The organism is Crossiella sp. CA198, from assembly GCF_052078295.1.
In the GTDB taxonomy this organism is placed as follows: domain Bacteria; phylum Actinomycetota; class Actinomycetes; order Mycobacteriales; family Pseudonocardiaceae; genus Crossiella.
Genome location: NZ_JBQJIM010000019.1, coordinates 14,817 through 36,811, shown reverse-complemented (window position 1 = coordinate 36,811; position 21,995 = coordinate 14,817). Strand labels below are relative to the sequence as shown.

The following is a 21,995-nucleotide window of genomic DNA, read 5'->3' as shown; positions in this document are numbered from 1 at the left end:
CCGGATCTCTAATGGTCTAACGGCGGCGTTGCAGTGGAACCCGCAGTACCGCCTCGGTGCCCTTGGTCCCCTGCCGACTGCGCAGGCTGAGCGAACCCCGCAGTTCGGACTCGACCAGGGTGCGCACGATCTGCAGGCCGAGCCGGTCGGTGCGCTCCAGTGAGAAGCCCTGCGGCAGGCCACGGCCATCGTCGGTGATGACCACGTCCAACCACTTCGCCGAGCGTTCCGCGTGCACCACCACCTCGCCGCGCTGGCCCGGGGTGTAGGCGTGCTCGAAGGCGTTCTGCACCAGCTCGGTCAGCACCATCACCAAGGGTGTGGCCAGTTCTGCCTGTACCACCCCGAATTTGCCCTCGCGGCGGACCACCACCCTGGTCTCGGCGGTGGCGACATCGCTCATCATCGGGATGACCTGGTCCACCACGTCGTCCAGGGACACCCGCTCGTCCACCGACATGGACAGCGTCTCGTGCACCAGCGCGATCGAGGTGACCCGGCGGACCGATTCGGCCAGCACCTGCCGGGCCTCGGTGTTGTTGGTCCGGCGGGATTGCAGCCGCAGCAGCGCGGCCACCGTCTGCAGGTTGTTCTTGACCCGGTGGTGGATCTCCCGGATGGTCGCGTCCTTGGACATCAGCGCCCGGTCCCGCCTGGTCACCTCGGTGACGTCGCGGACAAGCACCAGCGCGCCTGCCGCCTTGCCGCGCGGGCGCAGCGGCAGCGCGCGGAAGAGCACGGTGGCGCCGCGGGCCTCGGCCTCCACCCTGGTGCTGGGGTTGCCGTCCAGCGCGGTGCGCATCCGCTGGGCGACCTCGGTGGCGTCGAAGGGATCGGAGACCAGCGAGCGGGTCAGCGGCGCGAGCGCCACCCCCACCAGGTCGGCGGCGTGGCCCATCCGGTGGTAGGCCGAGAGCGCGTTCGGGCTGGCGAAGACCACCGTACCGGCGGCGTCCAGCCTGATCAGGCCGTCGCCGACGCGCGGACTGGTGTGCGCACCCGGCGAGGGCTCGGGCGCGGGGAAGGTGCCGTCGGCGATCATCTGGCAGAGATCGGCCGCACTACCCAGGTAGGCGATCTCCAGTGGGCTGGGCACCCTGGGCACGGCCAGGTTGATGTCCCGGCTGAGCACCGCGACCACCTTGCCGCCGAAGCGGACCGGGATGGTCTCCCGGCGCACCGGCACACCGAGGTGCCAGCGCGGGTCCTCCTCCCGGCAGATCCGCTCCTCGACCACGGCCCGGCGCAGCTGCGGGTGGTCCGGCGCGGCGACCACCGTGCTGACCATGTCCTCGGGGTGCGCGGTGGGCGCGGTCTGCGGGCGGGCCTGGGCCACGCACAGGAACCGCTCCTCGGCGACCCCCTCCGCGGTGGCCGCCTCCAGTGGCACCCACATCAGGAAGTCGGCGAAGGACAGGTCGGAGAGCAGCTGCCACTCCCCCACCACCAGTTGCAGGTGGTCGACGGCGGCCCCGGGCAGGCGGGTGTGTTCGGCGAGCAACTCACTCAGGGTGGACACGGTGGTCCATTGTGCTCGACCACCGCGAGCAGATCGCCCGCGCGCACCAGCGCGCCGGGTTCGACCACCAGCCTGGTGACCGTGCCGTCCCGCTCGGTGAGCACCGGGATCTCCATTTTCATCGACTCCAGCACCACCAGCGTGTCGCCGGGGGCCACCACGTCACCCTCGCCGACGACCACCTCACCCACGGTCGCCACCAGCTCCGCCCTGATCTCCTCGGCCATCCACCGATGCAAGCACGAAGCGGCCCGGTACCGCTGTCGGCCATCGGGCGTGACAGACTGAGTGGAAGCAAGCCCCGGACCAAGGAGAACGCGATGTCCAAGCGCGCCCGCAAGAAGCGCGACCGCAAGAAGCGCGGCGCCAACCACGGCAAGCGTCCCAACGCCTGATCGTGGTCTTGCCGGATCTACCGGCAGAACAAAGCCCCCGGGACCGCTAGGTCTTCCGGGGGCTTCGTGCTTCTGCGGGCTGGTCAGTCGTCCTGGTGGACCGGCTCGTGCAGTTCGATCCGCTCGGCGCGCAGGGAGACCTCGACGGTCTTGCCGTCCGGGCCGCACTCCACGGTCACCTCGGCCTGTTCCAGCACGGTGCGGCGGATGGAGGCGCGCAACCGCTGTTTCAGCGTGTCCGGGGCGGCCTCACCACCGCATTTCCGGGCCAGCAGGGCCTTGAGGTACTCGTCGATGCCGTACTGCTCCAGGCACGGGCTGCATTCGTCCAGGTGCTGGCGCAGCAGGTCACGGCGGGTCTTGTCGCACTCCTGGTCCAGGAACATCCAGACCTCGGCGAGCACGTCCTTGCAGTTGGTCTCGGCGGATTCGTCGCAGCTCATGACCCGGCCACCTCCTGGGCGGCGCGACCACGCAGGAAACCGCGGTCCTTGGCCACGTCGGTGAGCAGTTCCTTGAGCTGGCGCCGGCCGCGGTGCAGCCGGGACATGACGGTGCCGATGGGCGTGCCCATGATGTCGGCGATCTCCTTGTACGCGAACCCCTCGACGTCGGCGAGGTAGACCGCCATCCGGAAGTCCTCCGGCAGCTGCTGCAGCGCGGCCTTGACATCGCTGTCCGGCAGCCGGTCCAGCGCCTCCACCTCGGCCGAGCGCAGACCGGTGCTGCTGTGCCGTTCGGCCTGGGCCAGCTGCCAGTCGGCGATCTCATCGGTCGGCGACTGCTGCGGCTGCCGCTGCTTGCGCCGGTACCCGTTGATGTAGGTGTTGGTCAGGATGCGGTACAGCCAGGCCTTGAGATTGGTGCCCTCGGCGAAGGAGGAGAAGGCCGAGTACGCCTTCAGGAAGGTCTCCTGCACGAGGTCTTCGGCGTCGGCCGGGTTGCGGGTCATCCGCAGCGCGGCCGCGTAGAGCTGGTCGAGCAACGGCATCGCGTCCCGCTCGAAGCGGGCCGCGCGGTCATCCGTTGTCTCGTCCCCGGTTCTGGTCTCTGGTGCGGTGCCTGGCACCTGGCTCCCTTCCCGCACGCCGGAGCGTGGGCTTGGGCTTGTGGTAACAACCGCAGGCAGCTCCACCATCGGAAATGCCGGCGATGGTGCTGAGGATACGCCGCGCAGCGCGCCTCGGCCGGGCCGCGCGGCGGCCGGGCGGAGCGGGCAGGTCATCTCGGTTCCCACGATTCGCACAACGCGGCACAGTGCGCACGCATTCCGGGATAGCGAGCGGCTTACGCCACAAAGGCAGGATCTAAGCTCCCGGGTCATGGCGGGACGAGGCACTCCGGCGACAGCGCTGCTGGTCAAGCAGCGGATCGCGCACACCCTGCACTCCTACGAGCATGATCCACGGCACGACTCCTACGGCCTGGAAGCGGCGCAGGCGCTGGGCATCGCGCCGGAGCGGGTGTTCAAGACCCTGGTGGCCGAGGTGGACGGCGCGCTCGCGGTGGGTGTGGTGCCGGTCACCACGCAGCTGGACCTCAAGGCGCTGGCCGCGGCGCTGGGCGGCAAGAAGGCGAAGATGGCCGCGGTTCCCGACGCGGAGCGGGCCACCGGCTACGTGGCGGGCGGGATCTCGCCGCTGGGGCAGAAGAAACGGCTGCCGCTGGTCCTGGATGACTCCGCCCAGGGCTTCGAGACGATCTTCTGCAGTGCCGGGCGGCGCGGGCTGGAAGTGGAACTCGCCGCTGCCGACCTCGCCACCCTGACCAAGGCCGTGCTGGCGCCGATCGCGGCCGCCTGACCAGCGGGATCGACTGAGCCTGGCTACGCTGCGCGGATGGCCAGGAAGTCGGTTCGGGACGTGCTTCGGCTGGACTCGGTTGACCTCGCGACGCTGGATCCCGCGGGCCGCCCGATCGGTCCGAAGAGCAAGCGGGAGGCCGCGGCCGACCTGGTCGCCACCGGCGCCGAGCTGGAGGACCTGCAGGAGGCGCTCTACGCCGAGAACGCCCGCGCGGTGCTGCTGGTGTTGCAGGGCATGGACACCTCCGGCAAGGGCGGCACCATCCGGCATGTGCTCGGGCTGGTGAACCCGCAGGGCGTGCACATCGCCTCGTTCAAGAAGCCGACCCGCGCCGAGGCCCGGCACCACTTCCTGTGGCGGGTGCGCAAGCTGCTGCCGGAGCCGGGGCGGATCGGCGTGTTCGACCGCTCGCACTACGAGGACGTGCTGGTGCCCAAGGTCGAGGGCCTGCGCTCCGCGGCCGAGCTGCGCATCCGGTACCGGGAGATCAACGAGTTCGAGTGCGAGCTGGCCGAGGCGGGCGTCGCGGTGCTCAAGTGCTTCCTGCACATCTCGCCGGAGGTGCAGCGGGAACGGCTGCTGGCCCGGCTGGACGATCCGCGCAAGCACTGGAAGTACACCCCGGCCGATATCGACGCCCGGTCGAAGTGGTCGAAGTACCAGCAGGCCTACACCGCGGCGCTGAAGAACTGCTCGGCCACGCCCTGGTACGCGGTGCCGGCGGACCGGAAGTGGTACCGGAACTGGGCGGTGAGCAGGCTGCTGCTGGAGACCCTGCGTGAGCTGGACCCGAAGTTCCCGCCCGCCGCCTATGACATCGAGGCGGAGCAGGTCAGGCTGCGCACCGCGGATCCGCTGGCCTAATCCAGGGGGCGCAGCACCCGGGGCAGCCAGTCGGCGACCGCGCGGTAGACACCCTCGACGTCGGCCTTGAGGTTGTGGTCCCCGGCCAGCGTGACCAACTCGCGGTGGTGGCCGGGCCCTGGCATGCCGAAGGGGTCCTTCTCGCCCTGCACGACCAGCGCGGGCACCTCGATGCCGTCCAGTTCGGGCATCCGGGACTTCTCCGGCTTGCCCGGCGGGTGCACCGGGAAGGCCAGGCACAGCACGGCCGCCGCCTGACCCGGCGTCGCGGTGCGGCAGGCCACCCTGGCCCCGGAGGACCGGCCGCCGAAGATCATCGGCAGGCCGTCGCACCAGCTGGTCGCGAGTTCGCCGACCACGGCCAGCCAGGCCGCGTCGAGTTGTTTGGCCGGGGCTGGCGCGCGGCGGCCGGCCACCCGGTAGGGCTGTTCGACCAGCACCACGTGCACCCCGGCCGCGGTGGCGGCCCTGGTCGCGGCGACCAGGTCGGGCGCGTCGATGCCGCCGCCCGCGCCGTGGCCGAGCAGCAGCGCGGCCCTGCCCTCGGTGGCGCAGTGCAGTTCGGCCCTGGCCGGGCCGTGTGGGGTGGCCAGTTCCATCCTGGTCATGGCAGCTCGAAGAGGGCCTGGCCGTCCTCGGCAGGCTGCTTCTTCTTCGCGGGCGCCTTGCGCTTGGGCGCGGGGTCGAGCTGGACCGAGCCGGGTTCGACCCGGTCCAGCAGCTCGGCGCTGTTGTTGCGGACGTTGTTGACCGCGGTGGACACCGGCCGCAGTTCCAGGGCCTCGATCAGCTCGGGCGCGGGCGGGGCGAGCAGGTCGGCGACCTCGCCGCGGTCCGGGTCCAGCCAGTCGGCCCACTTCTCCGGCGGCAGCAGCAGCGGCATCCGGTGGTGGATGCCGGCCAGTGGGCCGAAGGCGTCGGTGGTGAGCACCGCGCAGGTGACCAGCGGGGCCTCATCGGGCGCGCCCGGCCGGCGCCAGGTGGCCCACAGCGCGGCCATGGCCAGGCTGGAGCCGTCCGGGTTGGTCACGTAGAAGGGCTGCTTGGTGCCGCCCTCCTGCTGCCACTCGTACCAGCCGTCGGCGGGCATCAGGCAGCGGTAGTGCTTGACCGAGGTGCGGTAGGCGGGTTTCTCGGCCGCGGTCTCGGACCGGGCGTTGATCATCTTCGCCGCGATGCCGGGATCCTTGGCCCACTTGGGCACCAGCCCCCAGCGCATGACGCGCAGGGTGCGTTCGGTGGTGTCCGGATCGGGGTTGCCCTCGGCGTCGCGCGGGTGCCGCTGCACCACGGCGAGCACCGGTTTGGTCGGCGCCACGTTGTAGTCCGGCCCGTTGATCAGGCCGCCGGTCGCGTCCGCCGCGCCGAACTCCTCCACCAGCCGAGCCGGATCCTTCACCGCCGAGTACCGCCCGCACATGGTGCCTACGGTACGCCGCTGGACCGTCACTGCCTGGCGACGCCGGTGCGCCAGGCGGCCAGCAGCGGCAGTGCCAGCACGAACAGCAGGCCAAGGCCCAGCCGCACATTCCGGTCAGCCGGCACCCAGGCCGGGCCAGGCGCGTAGGCCGCGGCCGGAATGACCTGGGTCTGGTCCTCGTCGTACCAGGCGGAGGCCACCCGGCGGCGCTCCTCGGCGTCCGCGGGCAGCGGGTGCAGCGCGGTCTGCCGGATGATGCCGTTGTTGCCGGTGTTGTGCTGGGCGAGCAGCACCACCCCGATCGGCGCGGTGACCACGGCCAGCGCGATGAGCGCCTTGGCGGTCAGGGCCAGGCCGGGCCTGGTCACCAGCAGCGCGCCCACGGCCAGCAGCAACACCCCGAGCACCGCGGCCAGCACGATCAGCGGGGTGCTCACCAGCGTGCCGACCTCGCCGCCGCGCCGGGCGCCGGAGAGCAGCAGCGCGGTGGCCAGGCCGACCGGCGCGGTGACCAGCAGCGCCAGTGCGCCCAGGAACAGCCGGGAGTCGGCGGCGGCCGGGCGGCGCAGTCGCAGGCCGGCCAGCACCGGCAGGCCGAGGCCGAGCGCCAGCAACGCGATCTGCCCGAGTCCGGCCAGCCACGGATCGGTGTGCCAGGACACGGACAGTTCCTTGCCCGGCCCCAGCGGCAGGTTCACCCCGGGGTTGACGCCGGCCTGGAAGACCTTGTCCAGGATGCCGCCCAGTCCGGCCAGCGGCGGGGCGAGCGCGCCAAGCACGCCGAGTGCCCTGGCCTGCGCCGTCGCGCCGGAACGCAGCACCAGGACGAGCACGGTGCTGGCGGCGAGCAGGATCACCGCCATGCTCAGCAGGCCCGGCGGCAGGGCCGGGACCAGGAAGAGCAGGCCGGTCAACGGCAACAGCAGCAGGCCGGTGGCCGCGTGGGACTGGGCAGCGGAGACCGTGGGCACGCCCTCGGCGGCCACGATCTCGGCCGGATCGCCCAGCCTGGCCACCGCGGCGGCCAGATCGGGCTCGCCCTCGGCGATCAACGCTTCCAGGTGTTCGACCAGCTCGGCGCGCAGTTCGGCGCGGCGAGGCTGGGGCAGTGCGGCGGCGGCGCGGTCGAAGCGCGCCAGCCAGTTCTCGGCGATCGGATGGCTCAGGGCGTTCATTCGTCTCCCTCAAGAACTTGGTCCACCGCGGCGCGGAAACTGCGCCAGTGGCGGTGGAATCCCGCCAGTGCGGTCCGGCCCGGCCCGGTCAGCTCGTAGTAGCGACGCGGCGGACCCTGGTCCGAGGGCTGCCAGCTGGTCTCCAGCAGCCCGTCCTTCCGCAGCCGGGACAGCAGTGGGTAGATCGTGCCCTCGGTGGTGCCCAGGCCCTCAACCGCGGCCAGCTCGCGCACCAGGTCGAAGCCGTAGCGGGGACCCCTGGACAGCAGGGCCAGCACACAGTGCTCGATCACGCCCCTGCGGAGCTGGGCGAGCAACTGCGGATCTTGCGTCATGACCGCAAGGTACCTTGCTCAACAAGGTAGTGGCAAACCGGAACGAATCGAGGCTGTTCAGAGGCTGTTCAGCGGGATAGGGGACGATGTGCGGGTGAACGCCACCGTCAGCACTCCGTGGTCCGCACCGGTCGCCGAGGGTCCAGTGCGCGCGACCGTCCCGGTCCCCGGTTCGAAGTCGATCACCAACCGGGCCCTGGTCATCGCCGCGCTGGCCGAGGACGTCAGCACCCTGCACGCGCCACTGCGCAGCCGGGACACCCTGCTGATGGCCCAGGCCCTGCGCGCGCTGGGTACCGGGGTGGCCGACAACCCGGCCGACGGCTCCTGGACGATCACCCCCGCCCCCCTCTCCGGTCCGGCCGAGGTGGACTGCGGGCTGGCAGGCACGGTGATGCGCTTCCTGCCGCCGGTCTCGGCGCTGGCCGACGGTGAGATCCGCTTCGACGGCGACCCGCACGCCCGGCTGCGCCCAATGGGCACCGTGCTGGACGCGCTGCGCGCGCTCGGCGCGGAGATCACCGGCGACGCGCTGCCGTTCACCGTGCACGGGCAGGGCGGCCTGGGCGGTGGCGAGGTCACCATCGACGCCTCCGGCTCCTCCCAGTTCGTCTCCGGGCTGCTGCTCTCCGGCGCCCGCTACGACCGCGGCGTGATCGTCCGGCACGACGGCAAGCCGGTGCCCTCGCTGCCGCACATCGAGATGACCGTGGCGATGCTGCGGGCGGCCGGGGTCATCGTGGACACCGCCCAGGCCAATGTCTGGACCGTGCTGCCCGGCCCGATCGCCGCGCACGACGTGGTGATCGAGCCGGACCTGTCCAACGCCACCCCGTTCCTGGCCGCGGCCGCGGTCACCGGCGGCGAGGTCACCGTGCCGCACTGGCCCGCCGAGACCACCCAGGCCGGGGACGGCATCCGCGAACTGCTGACCCGGATGGGCTGCCAGGTCGAGCTGACCGCCGACGGCCTGACCGTGCGCGGACCGGACCGGCTGCGGGGCATCGACGCCGACCTGCGCGATGTCTCCGAGCTGACCCCGACCGTGGCCGCGCTGTGCGCGCTGGCCGAAGGGCCATCGCGGCTGCGCGGGGTGGCGCACATCCGCGGCCACGAGACCGACCGGCTGGCCGCGCTGCGCACCGAACTGGGCAACCTGGGCGCGGGGGTCGAGGAGACCGAGGACGGCCTGCGCATCCAGCCGCGCCCGCTCACCGGCGGCCCGTGGCAGGCCTACGCCGACCACCGGATGGCCACCGCGGGCGCCATCCTCGGCCTGCGGGTGCCAGACGTGGTGGTCGACGACATCCTCAGCACCACCAAGACCATCCCGGACTTCCGCGGGATGTGGACCGCCATGCTCGGCCAGCCGGTCGGGGTCGCCGGGTGATCGGGGTTCCGCGGTGAAGCAAGGCTGGCGCAACCTGGACGAGTCCGATGTGCGGGTGCGCCCCACCAAGGGCACCCGGCCGCGCAGCAAGCAGCGACCCAAGCACGCCGACGCCGAGCAGGCCATGGTGATCACCGTGGACCGTGGCCGGTGGACCTGCGCGGTCGGCGACGACCCGGACCGCAAGGTCACCGCGATGCGCGCCCGCGAACTGGGCCGCACGCCGATCGTGGTCGGCGACCGGGTCGACCTGGTCGGCGACATCTCGGGGCAGACCGACACCCTGGCCAGGATCGTGCGGGTGGCCGAGCGCAGCAGCGTGCTGCGCCGCACCGCCGATGACACCGACGCGTTCGAGCGGGTGGTGGTGGCCAACGCGAGTCAGCTGGTGATCGTGGTCGCGCTGGCCGATCCGCCGCCCCGGCCGGGCTTCATCGACCGCTGCCTGGTCGCGGCCTACGCTGGTGGCCTGGCCCCGGTGTTGTGCCTGACCAAGGCCGACCTGGCCGGCGCGGAGACCCTGCTCGCCGCCTACTCCGGCCTGGACTTCAACGTGGTGGTGACCCGCTTCGACGAGGAGCCCGCCGAACTGCGCAGGCTGCTGTCCGGGCAGGTCTCCGCGCTGGTCGGACACTCCGGCGTGGGCAAGTCCACCCTGGTCAACAAGCTGCTGCCGGGCGTGGACCGGGCCACCGGCGCGGTCAGCGGGGTGGGCAAGGGCAGGCACACCTCCACCTCCACGCTGGCCCTGCCACTGCCGGTGGAGGTGGGCGGCTGGGTGATCGACACCCCCGGCATCCGCTCCTTCGGCCTGGCGCACGTGAAGCCGGACGACCTGGTCAAGCACTTCGACGACCTGGCCGAGACCGCCGAGGAATGCCCGGTCAACTGCGGCCACCTCGGCCCGCCGGCCGACCCGGACTGCGCGCTGGAGACCCTGCTCGCCAAGGGCGGCCCGACCGCGGACCGGATCATCTCGCTGCGCAGGCTGCTCGTTTCCCGCTCCGGCAAGGAAGAGCTGATCGACTGAGGGGGCTCTCAGAAACCCGGGCATACCGGGCCGGGCGCGCGTACGGTGGCGGACACGACGTCGACGGTGACCACTGGGGGAGGCCGGACGTCGTGATGCGCATTCACTGGGGGACACCTTGCGTAGAACGCTGCCCGCTGTCTCGGGCCTGGTGCTGCTGACCGCTCTGGCCGCCTGCACCTCCGGCACCACCACACCACCACCGGCGCCGGCGCCGTCCAGCACCACGGCGGCCACCTCCGCCGCGCCGCCGGTGGCCAAGCCCGCCGACGCCACCGCGCTGGCCACCGCCATCACCACCGCGATCCGCGGCAAGAAGACCGCCGCCGCGGGCACCACCGTGGACACCCAGATCGTGAACGCCCCGACCAAGGCGACCGCGGCGGTGCGCTTCGAGGACGAGCAGGTCTCGTTCACGGTGACCGGCGAGAACCCCAAGCGCGCCGAGGTCGCCCTCAGCGCGGTGGTGCTGGGTGAGACCACCTACGCCAAGAACCAGGAGTCGGCCAAGAAGGATCCGGCCAAGCCGTGGCGGCTGCTCAGCGAGAAGTCCAGCCGGGACCGCCAGACCAGTGGCGAACTGCTTGAGGTGAGCAGCCTGGCCGACACCGCGCTGCCCAGCAGGCAGCTGGCCTGGTTCCGCCAGGGCGGCAAGCTGGAGGCCACCGCCGAGGAAACCGTCGACGGCACCGCCACCACCCGGTACACGGTCACCATCGACCTGGCCAAGGTCGCCGCGGCCACCACCGACATCCAGCAGCAGGTCCAGCTGGAGTCCGACGTGAAGTCCGGCGTCACCAGCATCAAGCACGAGATCTGGCTGACCGCGGACAACCTGCCGCTGCGCTGGCAGCGCACCAGGCCCACGCCCGGTGGCGGCAAGCCCACCGTCGGGGACACCCGGTTCACCGACTGGGGCAAGCCGGCCGAGATCGCCGCGCCGCCCGCCGCGCAGATTCAGAAGTGACCCGATCCCCCAGCTAACCGGCCCGCGTTCGCCGCGGCTAGTGCGGCGACAGCGAGGCGTCAGCGGGTTTGTTTAGGTTCTTATCCAGGGGGGAACACCAGCAGGCTCGCCGGCCTTGACCGGTCGGCTGCTGGGGGGAGGGCAGCGGTACGACGCCTGCGGCGACCAGGGGGGACGTCGTGGCGTCGTACTGCGAGCCCGGGGTTGTCTTCAGGGGGATTCCACAGGGGGGATCTCTCGCCCAGCGCGAGGAAACATCATGCGTCGACTGCTGCTCGCCACCGTGAGCGCACTGCTCCTGACCGGTTGCGCGAGCACCCCGGCCGCCCCGGTGGTGCCTGAGCTGCCCAAGTTCGGCAATCCGGCGGAGTTCATCAGCAAGGTCAGCGCCGCGATGCAGGAGAAGAAGACGGCCAGTCTCTCCGGCGCGATCACCGACCCGGACAGCGAGTACGCGCACTCCGTCCGTCCTCGGATGCTGCTCCGCCACGAGCCAGGCGACCGGTTGTCCACCCTTTACGACGACACGGCCACCAGCAGCAACCCCATGATCATCGTCAGCGTGCCAGAGGGAACCTACGCCAAATCCAAGGGCTCCGAGGAGGACCACCCTGGCAAGCCGTGGAAGCGGATCCGCGTTGATGACGACCCGGAACTCGAGTACATCTCCAAGGTCATCAAGGGCGGGGTGACCTGGCTGGCCGAGCCGAGCAGGCACATCGGCCTGCTGGCTCAGGCCAAGCTGGACAGCGCGACCCAGGACGAACTGAACAACATCAAGGCAGTCAAGTACGTCTTCTTCGTCTACCTGGACAAGGCCGTCACCGCCGACATCGACAAGGCGACGAAGGACTGGCTGAAGAAGCGGATCGCCGCGGGCCGGACCTTTACCCAGCACGAGATCTGGCTCAGCGCGGACAATCTGCCGCTGCGCTGGTCGACGCTGGAGCAGCGCCCCAACGGCCAGCCCGCCAGCACCGACATGGTCTACCAGGACTGGGGAAAGCCGGTCGAGATCGCCGCGCCGCCCGCCAAACAGGTCCGCTGACCCGGTTCACGGAAACAACAAAGGGAAACATCATGCGCCGACCCCTGCTCGCCACGACCAGCGTCCTGCTGCTGACCGCGCTGGGCGCCTGCTCCGGCGGCGCCGCACCGTCCACCGCTCCCCCGCCCACCTCTTCGGCGGCGACCTCCGCCGCAGCGGCCAAGCTGACCAGCGCCACCGAGTTCGTCACCGCGGTCAACGCGGCCATGCTGGCGAAGAAGACGGTCCACCTGAGCACCGCCGCCGCCGATTCGCGCAAGCCCGGCGAGGCCGCCACGACCAAGAGCCAGCTCCGGTTCGAGGAGGGGGGCAAGGTCTCCTCGCTGATGGTCGCCGAGGGCGGCGCGGACAAGACCACTGTCCTGCAGCTGCCCACGGAGGCCTACCTGCAGACCGCGGAGAACGAGAAGGAGACCCCCGGCAAGCCGTGGCGGCAGGTCAAGCCCGGCGGCGACGACCTCTTCTCGAAGGTGATGACGCCGCTGGTGGTGCGTATGACCGAGGCGAGTGACCCGAGCCGGGGCAGCGTGCACTTCGGCACTGCCGGGCAGTTCGACGCCCCGGTCACCGAGCAGGTCGACGGCGTGGCCGCGACCAGGTACACTATCACCGTCGACTACGCCAAGGTCGCGGCGGCCGCGACCGACAAGCTGGTCAAGGGCAACTTCGAGTCGAAGATCAAGCTCAACCGCAGTGCGCTCAAGCACGAGATCTGGCTGGACGCGAACAACCTGCCGCTGCGCTGGCGGGCCACCGAATCCGGCAAGGTCGAGTTCACCACCACGGTGGACGCCAAGTTCCAGGACTGGGGCAAGCCGGTGGAGATCGCCGCGCCGCCGGCCGCGCAGGTCGGCCAGCCCAGCTGAACCAACGGAAAACGGCCCCGCCGCGAGTGGATCGCGGCGGGGCCGTTTCGCGTGGTGCCAGGAACCTCAGCCCATGTGCGGGTAGCCGGTCGAGGTCGGCGGCACGAAGGTCTCCTTGATGGAGCGCGGGCTGGTCCAGCGCAGCAGGTTCAGCACCGAACCGGCCTTGTCGTTGGTGCCAGAGCCGCGGCTGCCGCCGAAGGGCTGCTGACCGACGACCGCGCCGGTCGGCTTGTCGTTGACGTAGAAGTTGCCAGCGCTGAAGCGCAGCGCCTGGTGCGCCTGCTCGATCGCGACCCGGTCGGTGGCGAAGATCGCGCCGGTGAGCGCGTACGGGGTGCTGTTGTCGGCGAGTTCGAGCACCTTGGCGTAGTCGGCGTCCTCGTAGACGTGCACCGCGATGATCGGCCCGAAGTACTCGGTGGTGAACACCTCGTTGAGCGGATCGGTGCCCACCAGCACGGTCGGCTGCACGAAGTAGCCCACCGAGTCATCGCAGGTGCCACCGGCGAGGACCTCGATGCTCGGGTCAGCTGCGGCCTTGGTCAGCGCGGCCTTGTGCTTGGCGAAGGCGCGGGCGTCGATCACCGCGCCGCCGAAGAAGCCGAAGTCGGTGACGTCGCCGTAGCTGATCTGCTTGGTCAGGTCGGCGATCTGCTCGCGCAGGCCGTTGTCCCACAGCGAACGCGGCAGGTAGGCGCGGCTGGCCGCCGAGCACTTCTGACCCTGGTACTCGAACGCGCCGCGGACCACGCCCACGGCCACCGCGGCCGGGTCGGCCGAGGGGTGCGCGACGATGAAGTCCTTGCCGCCGGTCTCACCGACCAGGCGCGGGTAGCTGCGGTAGTTGTCCAGGTTGCCCGCGATGTTCTTCCACAGCGCCTTGAAGGTCGCGGTGGAGCCGGTGAAGTGCAGCCCGGCCAGCTCGGGGTCGGTCAGCGCGACCTCGCTCACCGCGTGCCCGTCGCCGGTGACCAGGTTGATCACGCCGGCGGGCAGGCCCGCGGCCTCCAGCAGCCGCATGGTGTGGTGCGCGGCCAGCTGCTGGGTCGGCGAGGGCTTCCACACCACGGTGTTGCCCATCAGCGCCGGGGACAGCGGCAGGTTGCCCGCGATGGCGGTGAAGTTGAACGGGGTGATGGCCACCGTGAAGCCGTCCAGCGGCCGGTGGTCGAACCGGTTCCACATGCCCGGCGCGGAGATCGGCTGCTCGGCGATGAGCTGGCGGCCGAACTGCACGTTGAAGCGCAGGAAGTCGATGAACTCGCAGGCGGCGTCGATCTCGGCCTGCTGGGCCGACTTGGACTGGCCCAGCATGGTGGCCGCGTTGATCGTGTCCCGCCACGGTCCGGCCAGCAGGTCGGCGGCCCGCAGCAGCACCGCGGCCCGCTCGTCGAAGGGCAGGTCCCGCCAGGCCGGGGCGGCGTCCTTGGCCGCGGCGACAGCCTGCGCGACATCGTCGTTGGTGGCCTGGCCGGTCACGCCCAGCACGTGCTGGTGGTCGTGCGGCTGGACCACGTTGATCCGGTCGCCACCGGCCATCCGCTGCTGACCGCCGATGGTCATGGTCAGCTCAAGCTGCTCGGCCTCCAGCTCGGCGATCCGCCGCTGGAGCGAGGCCCGCTCGGGAGAGCCGGGCGCGTAGCCGCGCACGGGCTCGTTGACCGGGGCCGGGACGGACGTGATGGCGTCCATGGTGAGGCGCCTCCTTGCGCGAGACATGGGACGGGTCGGTACGGCCCATCCTCGCATCCGTACCGGCAGGTAGCCGACCAGCGCGCAGTGAGATTGGCCGCCCGGCTACATCAGCTCCAGCAGGAACGGCAGCTCCTGGGTGGCGTACCACTGCAACTCGTGGTCCTCGGCCTCGCCGAGCAGGAACTCGGCGTCCGGATCACCCAGATCGGCCGCGTCCACCACCCCGGAGGCGTCCCGGACCGCGTCCTCGGCGTCCGGACCGTCCACGTGCACCGCGGCCACCGCCGAGAGCGGCACCACGCCGGGCAGCTTCACCACCGCGTAGTCCAGGTCGGGCCGCAGTGTGACGCCCTCGATGTCGGCGGAGATCACCGCGCGGCGCAGCGGCGGCTTGTCCCCGTTCTCCAACTCGGCCGCGATCAGGCGCAGCGAGGCGCGGGAGGCCTCGGTCATCGCCGCGTACTCCAGCTCCTCGGTGTCCCCGGCCGCGTAGGACTCCCGCAGCATCGGGGTGAGCGCGAAGGCCGTGCCGCCGATCGCGGTGAACTCGCCGCTGTCGACCAGCTTGCGCAACATCGGCACTGTCGCCGGAAGATAGACCCTCATGCCGAGACCGCTCCCACAAGTTCCTCCAAGGACTCCTCGACCATGCTGGCGAGCACGTCCACATCCGACATGGCGTCCCGGTCGGCGTTGAGTCCGAAGTAGACACCGCCGTCGTAGGAGGTGACCCCGATGGACAGTGCCTGGTTCATCGCCAACGGGACGACCGGGAACATCTCCATCATCCTCGCTCCAGCGGCGTAGAGCGGTAACTGCGGCCCCGGCACGTTGGTGACCACCAGGTTGAAGATCCGCCGGGAGAAGGAACTGGCCGCGCGGGCGCCCAGCGCGTGCAGGGTGGGCGGGGCGAACCCGGACAGCCGGACGATCGCGTCGGCGGCCACGGACTGGCCGGATTCCTGGTGCGCGCGCATGGCGTGGCTGACGTGGTGCAGCCGGACCACCGCGTTCGGCTCGCCCACCGGCAGGTCCACCAGGTACGAGGAGACCGCGTTGCCGCCCACGCTGCTGCCCGCGCCGTTGACGCCGCCCTCGGTCTCCCGGACCGAGAGCGGGACCATGGCCCGGATGGTGGTCGAGGAGGTCACCGCCTCGCCGCGGGAGAGCAGCCAGGTGCGCAGCGCGCCGGTGAGCACGGTGAGGATCACGTCGTTGACCGTGCCGCCGTGGCGGCGCCGGACCGCGCGGTAGTCCTCCAGCTGGGTGCGGGCCACCGCGTACCGGCGCTGGGTGCCGATCCGGGCGTTGAGCGGGCTGCCAGGGGCGGGCCGGTAGGCGGTGCCGACCGCGGAGGCCAGGCCGCCGACCGCGTCGGTGACCTTGCGCACGGTGGCCGCGGCGTCCAGCGCGGCCGCCCGCATGTTCTCCACCAATTCGCCGGGGCGCTGCACGATCTCGGCCATCGCGTCCAGCACCAGCTGGGCGGTGCTCGGCTCGGGCTGCGGCATCCACAGCTCCTCGCCCGCCTGCCGGGGCGAGGGCGAGACGTCCAGGATCACCTGGGTCAGGTCGATCGCGGCCGCGCCGTCGACCATGGCCTGGTGCGTCTTGGTGATCACCGCGGCCCGGTTCTTGGCCAGGCCCTCGACCAGGTAGACCTCCCACAGCGGGCGGGTGTGGTCCAGCGGCCGGGACATCAGCCGGGCGACCAGCTCGTGCAGCTGGGCCTCGCTGCCCGGTTTGGGCAGGGCCGATCGGCGCACGTGGTAGGTGATGTCGAATTCCGGGTCGTCGGTCCACACCGGACGGGCCAGCCTGCCCGGCACCTGGGTGACCCGCTGCCGGTACCGCGGCACCAGGCCGAGCCGCTGCTCGATCAGACCGACCAGCCGGTCGTAGTCGAAGCCCGAACGGGGGCGGCGGAAGACCGCGACACCACCGACGTGCATGGGCGTCGTCGAGTCCTCCAGGTAGAGGAAGGACGCGTCCAGGGCAGACAACCGGTCCGGCATGTCAGCGATCCTGGCACACCAACGGGCGGGTGCGGACCGGTGATCGGATCTGCTGAACGCGTAACCTGTGCCTTCGTGCAGGAAGCTGTGTCCCCGAAAGATCGGTTCGTCACCGTCTACGGCCGCAAGCCGGTGCTGGAGGCCCTGGCCGACGACCGGCTCGAGGTCGACAAGGTCATGCTCGCCGACAACGCCCGCGGCCCGGCCGCCCAGGAGATCCTCAACGCCGCGGCCCGGCGCGGGGTGCCGGTGCAGCGGGCCAGCGGGCAGCGGGTCAAGGTGCTGGCGGGCAACGGCAAGCAGGACCAGGGCGTGCTGGCCGATGTGGTGGCCACCCGGATGCGCACGCTGACCTCGGCGCTGAGCACCGGCAGGCTGCCCGACTCGGTGCTGCTGCTGGACGGGATCACCACCCCGGCGAACGTGGGCATGATCCTGCGCGCGGCGACCGCGGCAGGCATCGGCGGCATTGTGGTACCGCGCCGGGGCGTGGCCAGCATTGACCCGCTGGTGGTCAAGGCATCGGCCGGAGTGGCCTTCCACGCGCCGATCCTCAAGGCGGTCACCGCGGGCGAGGCAGCCGGTGACCTGCGCTCGGCCGGGTACCGGCTCTTCGGCATGGACGCCGGGGCCAGGGACACCCTGTTCACCGCGAACTTCCCGCGCCGGGTCGCCTTCGTCATGGGCGGGGAGACCGCCGGCCTGTCCCCGGAGGTCGCCAAGCAGGTGCACGGCTGGGTGTCGATCCCGATGGCGGGCGGGGTGGAATCGCTCAACGTGGCCACCGCGGCGGCGGTGCTGTGTTTCGAGCTGGTCAGACGGGGATCTCACTGAACCTCGCCTACCGTGGGAGGCGTGCGTGCGAGCCGTGAACTGCTGACCGCCCTGGTACCGCTGGCGGTGGCCGGTGTGGTCCTCGCGGGATGCATGAACGTCATCCCTGGCACTGCCGAGCTGCCGGACAACATGGCGCTGGGCTCCACCAGGAGCACCGGCACCGTGCCGCCGGACACCGCGCCGCCGGGTTCGGTCTCCCCGCAGACGCTGAGTTCGGTCCCGCTGGTGACCGGGGTGGTGGCGGATGAGTGCCTGCTCAGCGCCGAGGAATTCACCGCCATGATCGACAAGCCGACCCGGACCGGCCGCAACGCCCTGATCGAGCTGGAGGGCCAGGGCCCGGCGCGCAGCTGCTACTACGACGCCGCCGACGGCGACCGGTACAGCGGCTGGATCAACATCTACGGCTCGGCCGGCCCCAGCACCCCGGACCTGATCACCCGGATCAACCAGAACGTGCTGATCAGCCGCAAGCTGGAGGGCGTGGGCCTGTCCGCCGTCTACCACCCGGCCGCGCAGATCGTCGACGGCGGCACGATCTACGTGGCCACCCAGAAGTACCTGGTGGAGATCAGGCTGAAGACGGTGATCGCGGACGACCAGAAGCTGGTGGACGCGGCCAAAGCGGCCCTGGCCCGGCTACCCGCCTAGCTTGCGCTCGAACAGCGTCTCCAGCTCCTCGACCGTGCGGGCCACGCTGGTGTGGTGCACGCCGACCATCCCGGTGGCCGCGGCCGCCCGGACGTTGCCCGGCAGATCGTCGACGAACACGCACTGGCCGGGTGCCAGCCCCAGCCGGTCCGCGGTCAGCAGGTAGACCCGCTCGTCGGGTTTGGCGATGCCCACCTCGCCGGAGAGCACCATGGTGTCGAACAGCGCGCCGAACGGACTGTCCGGATCCGGCCCCGGCCCCTCGGCGTTGGACAGCAGCGCGGTGCGCAGTCCGGCGGCCCTGGCCCGGCGGAGCACCCCGAGCAACGGCGGCTCGGCCGCGGCGGGGTCATCGCCCCAGTCGGTGAGCACGCCGCCGTAGTCGACCAGCAGTGCGACAAGGTCCACGGCACCAGCTTAGGTCGATCACCTCATCGGGTGCCCGGGGTATCAGCGAGGTCGCTCGCGGCTCTGTTCGGCATGCGCTGTGAGGAACTGCCCCGCCCCCGCCTGCACAAGCTGAGCATGATCATCCCGATCCCACGCGCCCACGACCCGGCCCAGCTCACCCTGGACCTGTGGCGCAAGACGTCGGCTCCGCCCCCGGATCCGCGGCGGGAGATGGTCTGGCGGTTGTTCGTGGTCGCGCTGGAGGTGCTGGGCGGGCACCGGCCGCTGTGGCAGTTGCGCCCGCTGGTCAGCCGGCGGGTGTTCGAGTCGTTCCTGGCCCGGCGGCCGGGCGGGCCGGTGAGTTACCGGCTGCGCACGGTGCACGTGCACTCGCCGAAGTGGCGGGTCATCGAGGCCAACGGCACGGCCACCCGCGGCGGCCGGGTGCGGGCGATCGCGGGGCGGCTGGAGTGCCGGGACGAGGACTGGGTGGCCACGGCCCTGGCGTTGCTGTGAGCCGGGCCCCGGTATGACGAACGCGGCGCCCGGTCCATGGTGGACCGAGCGCCGCGTTCAGGCGCCCTGGATCAGCGGCGGCGCTTCTTGTTGGCGGCGCGGGCGGCGGCGCGGCGTTCGCGGCGGGTGCCGCCGGCCTCGTCGTCCTCGGCGTCGCCGTGGGACTCCACGCCACCGTCCTCGGTCGGACCCGAGTAGGTCAGGTGCTGCTGGCCCGGACCGCCGAGACCCTTGCCTCGCAGGGCGGGCGGGATCTGGGTGCCGGCGTCCAGCTGGCTCATGGCCGGGCCCGCGGGGGCCTCCATGGGCTGGATGATCGGCAGGATGGTGGTTGGTGGACCGTTGTCGATCTCCGGCTCCGGCTCGGGCTCGGGCGCGTCCTCCGGCTCCACCGCCTCGACCTGCAGGTTGAACAGGAAGCCGACCGACTCCTCCTTCAACGCCTCCAGCATGGCGTTGAACATGTCGAAGCCCTCGCGCTGGTACTCGATCAGCGGGTCGCGCTGGGCCATCGCGCGCAGGCCGATGCCCTCCTTGAGGTAGTCCATCTCGTAGAGGTGCTCGCGCCACTTGCGGTCCAGCACGGAGAGCAGCACCCGGCGTTCCAGCTCGCGCATGGCGCCCTCGCCGACCCGGCTGTCGATCTCGGCCTCGCGGTCCCGGTAGGCCTGGACGATGTCGTCGACGACAAGCTGGGTCAGCTTCTCCTTGTCGACGTCCTCCTCCTCTTCCAGGATCTTCTTCCAGTCCAGCGTGATCGGGTACAGGGTGCGCAGCGCGGTCCAGAGCTGCTCAAGGTCCCAGTCCTCGGAGTAGCCGCCCGCGGTGGCGCCCTCGACGTAGGCGGTGGCCGTGTCGGTGATCATGTTCGAGATCTGCTCCTGGAGGTCCTCGCCCTCCAGCACCCGGCGGCGCTCGGCGTAGATCACCGTGCGCTGCTTGTTCATGACCTCGTCGTACTTGAGGACGTTCTTGCGGATCTCGAAGTTCTGCTGCTCGACCTGGGTCTGCGCGCTCTGGATGGCCTTGCTGACCATCTTGGCCTCGATCGGCACGTCCTCCGGCACCTTCAGCCGGGTCATCACCATCTCGACCATGCTGGCGTTGAACCGCCGCATCAGCTCATCGCCGAGGGAGAGGTAGAACCGGGACTCGCCGGGGTCGCCCTGCCGGCCGGAGCGGCCACGCAGCTGGTTGTCGATCCGGCGGGACTCGTGCCGCTCGGTGCCCAGCACGTACAGGCCACCGGCGTCGATGACCTCCTCGGCCTCGGCCTTGACCGCGGCCTTGGCCTCCTCGACGGCCTTCGGGTAGAGCTTGTCGTACTCCTCGGCGGTGGTCACCGGGTCCAGGCCGCGGGCGCGCAGCTCCATGTCGGCCATGAACTCGGGGTTGCCGCCGAGCATGATGTCGGTGCCCCGGCCCGCCATGTTGGTGGCCACCGTGACCGCGCCCTTGTGACCGGCCAGCGCGATGATCGCCGCTTCCCGCTCGTGGTGCTTGGCGTTGAGCACCTCGTGCGGGATGCCCTTCTTCACCAGCAGCTTGGACAGGTACTCCGAGCGCTCCACGCTGGTGGTGCCGACCAGCACCGGCTGGCCGTTCTCGTGCCGCTCGGCGATGTCCTCGGCGACCGCCTCGAACTTGGCGGGCTCGGTCTTGTAGATCAGGTCGCCCTGGTCCTTGCGCTGCATCGGCCGGTTGGTCGGGATGGGCACCACGCCGAGCTTGTAGATCTGGTGCAGCTCGGCCGCTTCGGTCTGCGCGGTGCCGGTCATGCCGGAGAGCTTGTCGTAGAGCCGGAAGTAGTTCTGCAGGGTGATCGTGGCCAGGGTCTGGTTCTCGGCCTTGATCTCCACCTTCTCCTTGGCCTCGATGGCCTGGTGCATGCCCTCGTTGTAGCGACGGCCCGCTAGCACGCGGCCGGTGAACTCATCGACGATGAGCACCTCGCCGTCGCGGACGATGTAGTCCTTGTCCCGGAGGAACAGCTCCTTGGCCTTGATCGCGTTGTTGAGGTAGCCCACCAGCGGGGTGTTGGCCGCCTCGTACAGGTTCTCGATGCCGAGCTGGTCCTCGACGAAGGTGACGCCCTCCTCCGAGACGCCGACGGTGCGCTTGCGCTCGTCGACCTCGTAGTGGGTGTCCTTCTTCATCAGCGGGATGATCCGGGCGAACTCCTGGTACCAGCGCGAGGACTGGTCGGCCGGACCCGAGATGATCAGCGGCGTCCTGGCCTCGTCGACCAGGATCGAGTCCACCTCGTCGACGATGGCGTAGTTGTGGCCGCGCTGGACACACTCGTCCAGGCTCCAGGCCATGTTGTCGCGCAGGTAGTCGAAGCCGAACTCGTTGTTCGTGCCGTAGGTGATGTCCGCGTGGTAGGCGGTGCGGCGCTGGTCCGGGGTCATCGAGGACAGGATCGCCCCGACCTCCAGGCCCAGGAAGCGGTGCACCCGGCCCATCCACTCCGCGTCGCGCTTGGCCAGGTAGTCGTTGACCGTGACCACGTGCACGCCGTCACCGGAGAGCGCGTTGAGGTAGGCGGGCGGCACACAGGTCAGGGTCTTGCCCTCACCGGTCTTCATCTCCGAGATCTGGCCGAGGTGCAGCGCGGCGCCGCCCATGAGCTGGACGGTGTAGTGCCGCTGGCCGAGCACCCGCTTCGCTGCTTCCCTGGCGACCGCGAAGGCCTCCGGGAGCAGCTGGTCCAGTGTCTCGCCGTCGGTGTACCGCTTCTTGAACTCCTCGGTTTTCCCGCGCAGCTCAGCGTCGGACAACTCGACCACATCGTCCTCAAGGGAGTCGATGTGCGTCGCGATCGAGCGGAGTCGCTTGAGCGTCTTGCCTTCTCCGGCGCGGAGCAGTCGGGACAGGACCATCCGAGGTCGACCTCACTAGCTGATCGGATGCGCCCCTGGACAGGACGCCTTGACGTCATCGTAGGCAACCAGCCAACACCGGCTGCCATGAACTCCAGAAAACCAGAAACCCGGCAGCCTGCCCAGAGTGCGGCAATACGGTGTTCGACAACCTCCGCCCGGGGGTGGACAGCGGACGGCCCCCGTGCGGCA

At 70.8% G+C, this 21,995-nt stretch carries 24 protein-coding genes; 11 read left to right on the top strand and 13 right to left on the bottom strand.

The features are described 5' to 3' along the window. Positions 1 to 16 precede the first annotated feature (16 nt). Both ACTOWY_RS29570 and ACTOWY_RS29565 read right to left on the bottom strand, forming a co-directional pair. Positions 17 to 1,519, bottom strand: coding sequence for a sensor histidine kinase (locus ACTOWY_RS29570; protein WP_441312882.1), 1,503 nt, complete (start codon positions 1,517 to 1,519; stop codon positions 17 to 19). Continuing rightward, entirely contained in the window at positions 1,507 to 1,746 is a 240-nt protein-coding gene (locus ACTOWY_RS29565; RefSeq protein ID WP_441312881.1) for a biotin/lipoyl-binding carrier protein, read from the bottom strand. The genes ACTOWY_RS29570 and ACTOWY_RS29565 overlap by 13 nt, the downstream gene beginning before the upstream one ends. A gap of 93 nt (positions 1,747 to 1,839) precedes the next feature. Between ACTOWY_RS29565 and ACTOWY_RS29560 the strand changes: the two genes are divergently transcribed. Continuing rightward, the gene (locus ACTOWY_RS29560) at positions 1,840 to 1,914 is read left to right on the top strand and encodes a 50S ribosomal protein bL37 (RefSeq protein ID WP_143174383.1); all 75 of its coding nucleotides are present in this window, start codon (positions 1,840 to 1,842) and stop codon (positions 1,912 to 1,914) included. 83 nt (positions 1,915 to 1,997) lie between these two features. On the opposite strand, the gene rsrA is transcribed toward ACTOWY_RS29560, so the two are convergent. Together rsrA and ACTOWY_RS29550 are read right to left on the bottom strand one after the other, a co-directional pair. After that, positions 1,998 to 2,357 carry a mycothiol system anti-sigma-R factor gene (gene rsrA / locus ACTOWY_RS29555; RefSeq protein ID WP_441312880.1) on the bottom strand — a complete coding sequence of 120 codons (360 nt, stop codon included), beginning with the start codon at positions 2,355 to 2,357 and terminating at the stop codon, positions 1,998 to 2,000. Next, the gene (locus tag ACTOWY_RS29550) at positions 2,354 to 3,052 is read right to left on the bottom strand and encodes a sigma-70 family RNA polymerase sigma factor (RefSeq protein WP_247764216.1); all 699 of its coding nucleotides are present in this window, start codon (positions 3,050 to 3,052) and stop codon (positions 2,354 to 2,356) included. The genes rsrA and ACTOWY_RS29550 overlap by 4 nt, the downstream gene beginning before the upstream one ends. Positions 3,053 to 3,236: 184 nt before the next feature. Between ACTOWY_RS29550 and ybaK the strand changes: the two genes are divergently transcribed. Beyond that, complete coding sequence (ybaK, locus tag ACTOWY_RS29545) at positions 3,237 to 3,716, top strand: Cys-tRNA(Pro) deacylase (RefSeq protein WP_441312879.1); 480 nt, start codon at positions 3,237 to 3,239, stop codon at positions 3,714 to 3,716. Positions 3,717 to 3,752: 36 nt separating this feature from the next. Then, complete coding sequence (locus tag ACTOWY_RS29540) at positions 3,753 to 4,583, top strand: PPK2 family polyphosphate kinase (protein WP_441312878.1); 831 nt, start codon at positions 3,753 to 3,755, stop codon at positions 4,581 to 4,583. Here the strand turns inward: ACTOWY_RS29540 and ACTOWY_RS29535 are convergent. Genes ACTOWY_RS29535 through ACTOWY_RS29520 form a run of 4 tightly spaced genes read right to left on the bottom strand, consistent with a single transcriptional unit; the run spans position 4,580 to position 7,513 of the window. Further along, entirely contained in the window at positions 4,580 to 5,191 is a 612-nt protein-coding gene (locus ACTOWY_RS29535) for an alpha/beta hydrolase family protein (RefSeq protein ID WP_441312877.1), read from the bottom strand. The two genes, ACTOWY_RS29540 and ACTOWY_RS29535, sit on opposite strands and share 4 nt — an antisense overlap. Then, positions 5,188 to 6,003 carry an SOS response-associated peptidase gene (locus ACTOWY_RS29530; RefSeq protein ID WP_441312876.1) on the bottom strand — a complete coding sequence of 272 codons (816 nt, stop codon included), beginning with the start codon at positions 6,001 to 6,003 and terminating at the stop codon, positions 5,188 to 5,190. Before ACTOWY_RS29530 ends, ACTOWY_RS29535 begins: the two co-directional genes overlap by 4 nt. A gap of 26 nt (positions 6,004 to 6,029) precedes the next feature. After that, positions 6,030 to 7,178, bottom strand: a complete 1,149-nt coding sequence (locus ACTOWY_RS29525; protein WP_441312875.1) for an HAAS signaling domain-containing protein — start codon at positions 7,176 to 7,178, stop codon at positions 6,030 to 6,032. Continuing rightward, complete coding sequence (locus tag ACTOWY_RS29520) at positions 7,175 to 7,513, bottom strand: PadR family transcriptional regulator (protein WP_441312874.1); 339 nt, start codon at positions 7,511 to 7,513, stop codon at positions 7,175 to 7,177. Before ACTOWY_RS29520 ends, ACTOWY_RS29525 begins: the two co-directional genes overlap by 4 nt. A 94-nt stretch (positions 7,514 to 7,607) precedes the next feature. Between ACTOWY_RS29520 and aroA the strand changes: the two genes are divergently transcribed. The 5 genes from aroA (at position 7,608) to ACTOWY_RS29495 (ending at position 12,814) form a co-directional block, all read left to right on the top strand. Further along, positions 7,608 to 8,903 (top strand): 3-phosphoshikimate 1-carboxyvinyltransferase, encoded by a 1,296-nt coding sequence (aroA, locus tag ACTOWY_RS29515; RefSeq protein ID WP_441312873.1) that lies wholly within the window; start codon positions 7,608 to 7,610, stop codon positions 8,901 to 8,903. Positions 8,904 to 8,916: 13 nt separating this feature from the next. Further along, complete coding sequence (gene rsgA / locus ACTOWY_RS29510) at positions 8,917 to 9,933, top strand: ribosome small subunit-dependent GTPase A (protein ID WP_441312872.1); 1,017 nt, start codon at positions 8,917 to 8,919, stop codon at positions 9,931 to 9,933. Between the two features lie 118 nt (positions 9,934 to 10,051). Beyond that, positions 10,052 to 10,900, top strand: a complete 849-nt coding sequence (locus ACTOWY_RS29505) for a hypothetical protein (RefSeq protein ID WP_441312871.1) — start codon at positions 10,052 to 10,054, stop codon at positions 10,898 to 10,900. A gap of 259 nt (positions 10,901 to 11,159) precedes the next feature. Further along, a complete protein-coding gene (locus tag ACTOWY_RS29500) occupies positions 11,160 to 11,948 on the top strand; it encodes a hypothetical protein (RefSeq protein ID WP_441312870.1) in 789 nt (262 codons plus the stop codon). Positions 11,949 to 11,980: 32 nt separating this feature from the next. After that, the gene (locus ACTOWY_RS29495; RefSeq protein ID WP_441312869.1) at positions 11,981 to 12,814 is read left to right on the top strand and encodes a hypothetical protein; all 834 of its coding nucleotides are present in this window, start codon (positions 11,981 to 11,983) and stop codon (positions 12,812 to 12,814) included. Positions 12,815 to 12,880: 66 nt separating this feature from the next. Here the strand turns inward: ACTOWY_RS29495 and pruA are convergent, their stop codons facing one another. The 3 genes from pruA to ACTOWY_RS29480 form a co-directional block, all read right to left on the bottom strand. After that, complete coding sequence (pruA, locus tag ACTOWY_RS29490; protein WP_441312868.1) at positions 12,881 to 14,509, bottom strand: L-glutamate gamma-semialdehyde dehydrogenase; 1,629 nt, start codon at positions 14,507 to 14,509, stop codon at positions 12,881 to 12,883. 105 nt (positions 14,510 to 14,614) lie between these two features. Continuing rightward, positions 14,615 to 15,118: a DUF6912 family protein gene (locus tag ACTOWY_RS29485; protein ID WP_441312867.1), complete on the bottom strand. Its 504-nt coding sequence runs from the start codon at positions 15,116 to 15,118 to the stop codon at positions 14,615 to 14,617. Further along, on the bottom strand, positions 15,115 to 16,527 hold the full coding sequence (locus tag ACTOWY_RS29480) for a WS/DGAT/MGAT family O-acyltransferase (RefSeq protein ID WP_185001757.1): 1,413 nt from the start codon (positions 16,525 to 16,527) through the stop codon (positions 15,115 to 15,117). Before ACTOWY_RS29480 ends, ACTOWY_RS29485 begins: the two co-directional genes overlap by 4 nt. A 75-nt stretch (positions 16,528 to 16,602) precedes the next feature. Here ACTOWY_RS29480 and ACTOWY_RS29475 point away from each other — a divergent pair, with 75 nt between their 5' ends. Then, the gene (locus ACTOWY_RS29475; protein ID WP_441312866.1) at positions 16,603 to 17,361 is read left to right on the top strand and encodes a TrmH family RNA methyltransferase; all 759 of its coding nucleotides are present in this window, start codon (positions 16,603 to 16,605) and stop codon (positions 17,359 to 17,361) included. A 21-nt stretch (positions 17,362 to 17,382) separates the two neighbouring features. Next, complete coding sequence (locus ACTOWY_RS29470; protein ID WP_441312865.1) at positions 17,383 to 18,015, top strand: hypothetical protein; 633 nt, start codon at positions 17,383 to 17,385, stop codon at positions 18,013 to 18,015. Here ACTOWY_RS29470 and ACTOWY_RS29465 read toward each other — a convergent pair. Then, a complete protein-coding gene (locus ACTOWY_RS29465) occupies positions 18,004 to 18,423 on the bottom strand; it encodes an HAD-IA family hydrolase (RefSeq protein ID WP_441312864.1) in 420 nt (139 codons plus the stop codon). The genes ACTOWY_RS29470 and ACTOWY_RS29465 overlap by 12 nt on opposite strands. A gap of 72 nt (positions 18,424 to 18,495) precedes the next feature. Between ACTOWY_RS29465 and ACTOWY_RS29460 the strand changes: the two genes are divergently transcribed. Next, positions 18,496 to 18,921, top strand: a complete 426-nt coding sequence (locus tag ACTOWY_RS29460; RefSeq protein ID WP_441312863.1) for an Rv3235 family protein — start codon at positions 18,496 to 18,498, stop codon at positions 18,919 to 18,921. A gap of 71 nt (positions 18,922 to 18,992) precedes the next feature. Here the strand turns inward: ACTOWY_RS29460 and secA are convergent, their stop codons facing one another. Beyond that, the gene (secA, locus tag ACTOWY_RS29455) at positions 18,993 to 21,803 is read right to left on the bottom strand and encodes a preprotein translocase subunit SecA (RefSeq protein ID WP_441312862.1); all 2,811 of its coding nucleotides are present in this window, start codon (positions 21,801 to 21,803) and stop codon (positions 18,993 to 18,995) included. Positions 21,804 to 21,995 lie beyond the last annotated feature (192 nt).

Bases quoted from the DNA above. Each gene is read 5' to 3' on its own strand.
- ACTOWY_RS29565 (WP_441312881.1), bottom strand. From the start codon at position 1,746: ATGGCCGAGGAGATCAGGGCGGAGCTGGTGGCGACCGTGGGTGAGGTG.
- ACTOWY_RS29520 (WP_441312874.1), bottom strand. From the start codon at position 7,513: ATGACGCAAGATCCGCAGTTGCTCGCCCAGCTCCGCAGGGGCGTGATC.
- rsrA (WP_441312880.1), bottom strand. From the start codon at position 2,357: ATGAGCTGCGACGAATCCGCCGAGACCAACTGCAAGGACGTGCTCGCC.
- secA (WP_441312862.1), bottom strand. From the start codon at position 21,803: ATGGTCCTGTCCCGACTGCTCCGCGCCGGAGAAGGCAAGACGCTCAAG.
- ACTOWY_RS29535 (WP_441312877.1), bottom strand. From the start codon at position 5,191: ATGACCAGGATGGAACTGGCCACCCCACACGGCCCGGCCAGGGCCGAA.
- ACTOWY_RS29460 (WP_441312863.1), top strand. From the start codon at position 18,496: ATGCGCTGTGAGGAACTGCCCCGCCCCCGCCTGCACAAGCTGAGCATG.
- ACTOWY_RS29495 (WP_441312869.1), top strand. From the start codon at position 11,981: ATGCGCCGACCCCTGCTCGCCACGACCAGCGTCCTGCTGCTGACCGCG.
- ACTOWY_RS29540 (WP_441312878.1), top strand. From the start codon at position 3,753: ATGGCCAGGAAGTCGGTTCGGGACGTGCTTCGGCTGGACTCGGTTGAC.
- pruA (WP_441312868.1), bottom strand. From the start codon at position 14,509: ATGGACGCCATCACGTCCGTCCCGGCCCCGGTCAACGAGCCCGTGCGC.
- ACTOWY_RS29500 (WP_441312870.1), top strand. From the start codon at position 11,160: ATGCGTCGACTGCTGCTCGCCACCGTGAGCGCACTGCTCCTGACCGGT.
- ACTOWY_RS29480 (WP_185001757.1), bottom strand. From the start codon at position 16,527: ATGCCGGACCGGTTGTCTGCCCTGGACGCGTCCTTCCTCTACCTGGAG.
- ACTOWY_RS29550 (WP_247764216.1), bottom strand. From the start codon at position 3,052: ATGGTGGAGCTGCCTGCGGTTGTTACCACAAGCCCAAGCCCACGCTCC.
- ACTOWY_RS29525 (WP_441312875.1), bottom strand. From the start codon at position 7,178: ATGAACGCCCTGAGCCATCCGATCGCCGAGAACTGGCTGGCGCGCTTC.
- ACTOWY_RS29485 (WP_441312867.1), bottom strand. From the start codon at position 15,118: ATGAGGGTCTATCTTCCGGCGACAGTGCCGATGTTGCGCAAGCTGGTC.
- ACTOWY_RS29530 (WP_441312876.1), bottom strand. From the start codon at position 6,003: ATGTGCGGGCGGTACTCGGCGGTGAAGGATCCGGCTCGGCTGGTGGAG.
- ybaK (WP_441312879.1), top strand. From the start codon at position 3,237: ATGGCGGGACGAGGCACTCCGGCGACAGCGCTGCTGGTCAAGCAGCGG.